This is a genomic window from Phormidium sp. CCY1219, from assembly GCF_055795085.1.
Genome location: NZ_JAYFEQ010000161.1, coordinates 1 through 2144 on the forward strand (window position 1 = coordinate 1; position 2144 = coordinate 2144).

Consider the following 2144-nt stretch of genomic DNA (forward strand, 5'->3'; position numbering starts at 1 on the left):
TTGGCACGAGAATTACAATGGTGCGCCGTCAGATGGGAGTGCGTGGACAACTGGTGGAAATTCTAATCGCCAGGTGCAGCGCGCTGGGTCTTGGAGCATCAACCCCAGGTACTGCCGTGCCGCGCGGCGCGACGGGGACGGGCCGCAGAACCGCAGGAGGTACTACGGATTTCGCTTGTGCTGTGCTTCCCCCAGGACTGTTTAGCCCTTTTCTCTTTTCCCCTTTTCCTCTTTTCCCTCTTTTCTTTACCCTGCGAGCGAAGCGAGCTTTAAAAATTTTTTTTTCAAAAATGGGTTTTTTGGCGGTTTTAGGGGGCAAAAAAGGCCATTTCCGGGGCGATTTGTGGTAGGGAGAGGGTAGACGAGGCGCAAATTAAATTTCCGAGGGAGCCAAATGGCAAATTTTGGGGTAAAATGGGCAGCAATCCGACCGATTTTTCCCGATTTTGGATTTTGTAGCAACAACTGTGATTCACAATCGTTGCCACAAATTATCGCCCTCTATTTTTCCCTGGTAAAATCCGATGAGCGAGTTACCGATTATCCAAAAAACCTATGATTTAATTCGCTGGTATGTCCCCATCCTCAACCGCCTTCCTCGGAATCACAAGTTCACCCTCGGGGATAGAATTACCACCGGACTGTATGATATACTCGAAGGGTTAATCCTGGCTCGTTATGCAACGGAAAAACTCTCCCGGCTAGAGCAATTAAACAGCAAATTGGATATCCTGCGCTATCAAACCCGCTTGTTATTCGATTTTGACCTGATTTCGGCGAATCGCTATGAATATGCGGGGAAGTCTATCAATGATATTGGTGGCGACTTGGGCGGATGGATTAAACAGCAACGCCATAAATCTAAAGCAATTTCTCCCTCTAGCTGATTTTTCCCTCGCCATTACCACTCATCGGTACCCGAAGGGTGAACTGATGAAACAAGGAGGGTCATATGGCGGAAAAATAAACGATTGGGTAGGGCAATTCTGGGTGCCATCACTCACTCCAGATGCGCGCATCTCGCCCAGTTTCCTCAGATTAACATAAACTTGACAACTTGTTGAAATATCCGGGAAAAATTTTCCCCAGAACCAATGAAACGATATGGTAATCTTTTCCCCCAAATTGTGGACTATGCGAATTTAATCAAAGCTGCACGCAACGCCGCCCGGGGTAAGCGCTTTCGCGAAAATGTGTTGCGCTTTAATTACAATTTAGAAGCTGAATTAGAAACTTTGCAACTGGAATTGTATTCAAAAAGTTACTTGCCCGGTCCGTATCAAACGTTTGAGATTCTCGAACCAAAGCGACGCATGATTTCTGCTGCTCCCTATCGCGATCGCGTGGTGCATCATGCCGTATGCAATATTATTGCTCCGATTTTCGAGCGCAGCTTTATTGGGGATTCCTACGCAAATCGCCTCGGATATGGCACGCATCGCGCTTTGCAGCGCTTCACGAAATTTGCTCGATCGAATCCCTATATCCTGCAATGCGATATCCGCAAATATTTTCCCAGTATCGACCATGCTATTTTAAAAGAACAGTTACGCCGCAAGATAAAATGTCGGGATACCCTGTGGTTGCTCGATACAATAATCGATGGGAGTAATGAACAAGAAACGATTATTTTGCATTTTCCTGGGGATGACTTGCTCGCGCCATTGCAACGACGACGCGGGTTGCCGATTGGCAATCTTACCAGTCAATTTTTTGCCAATGTCTATCTCAATGGTTTCGACCATTTTATCAAGGAAGAACTGAAGGTGAAGAAATACCTGCGCTATGTGGATGATTTTGCCTTGTTTTCCCGCGATCGCTCGTTTCTGGCAGATGCTAGAATCGGTTTGGAGTCTTACCTGGCAACCCTGCGGCTGAAGATTCATCCGATTAAAAGCCAGTTGTTTGAAACCCGCAAAGGCGCGAATTTCGTGGGATTTCGGGTTTTACGAAAGAAAAATGAGAGTTTGAAAGCTACGTTTTTTAAAACGTAGATGAAAAACGAACTTCATCCAAATATCAACCGGGTTAGGGTGGCTTGGTAGGGATTCGCCGAACAGCCACCGTAGCCACCGTAGGGTGCGTCACCCCCGCCACCCCATGTGTGGCACAATCCCCCTATCCCATGCGGGGGTGACGCACCA

3 protein-coding genes are annotated in these 2144 nt (G+C 47.2%); all 3 read left to right on the forward strand.

From position 1 onward, the window contains the following. Positions 1 to 350: hypothetical protein (locus tag AC0QH1_RS00870; RefSeq protein ID WP_324628836.1), on the forward strand; the 350-nt coding region annotated here is incomplete at its 5' end. 174 nt (positions 351 to 524) lie between these two features. Continuing rightward, entirely contained in the window at positions 525 to 887 is a 363-nt protein-coding gene (avd, locus tag AC0QH1_RS00875) for a diversity-generating retroelement protein Avd (protein ID WP_324628837.1), read from the forward strand. Between the two features lie 207 nt (positions 888 to 1094). Then, positions 1095 to 1994, forward strand: coding sequence for an RNA-directed DNA polymerase (locus AC0QH1_RS00880; RefSeq protein ID WP_324628838.1), 900 nt, complete (start codon positions 1095 to 1097; stop codon positions 1992 to 1994). Positions 1995 to 2144 lie beyond the last annotated feature (150 nt).

What these genes read in the sequence shown, in the direction of transcription:
- avd (WP_324628837.1), top strand. Translation starts at nt 525, where the DNA reads ATGAGCGAGTTACCGATTATCCAAAAAACCTATGATTTAATTCGCTGG.
- AC0QH1_RS00880 (WP_324628838.1), top strand. Translation starts at nt 1,095, where the DNA reads ATGAAACGATATGGTAATCTTTTCCCCCAAATTGTGGACTATGCGAAT.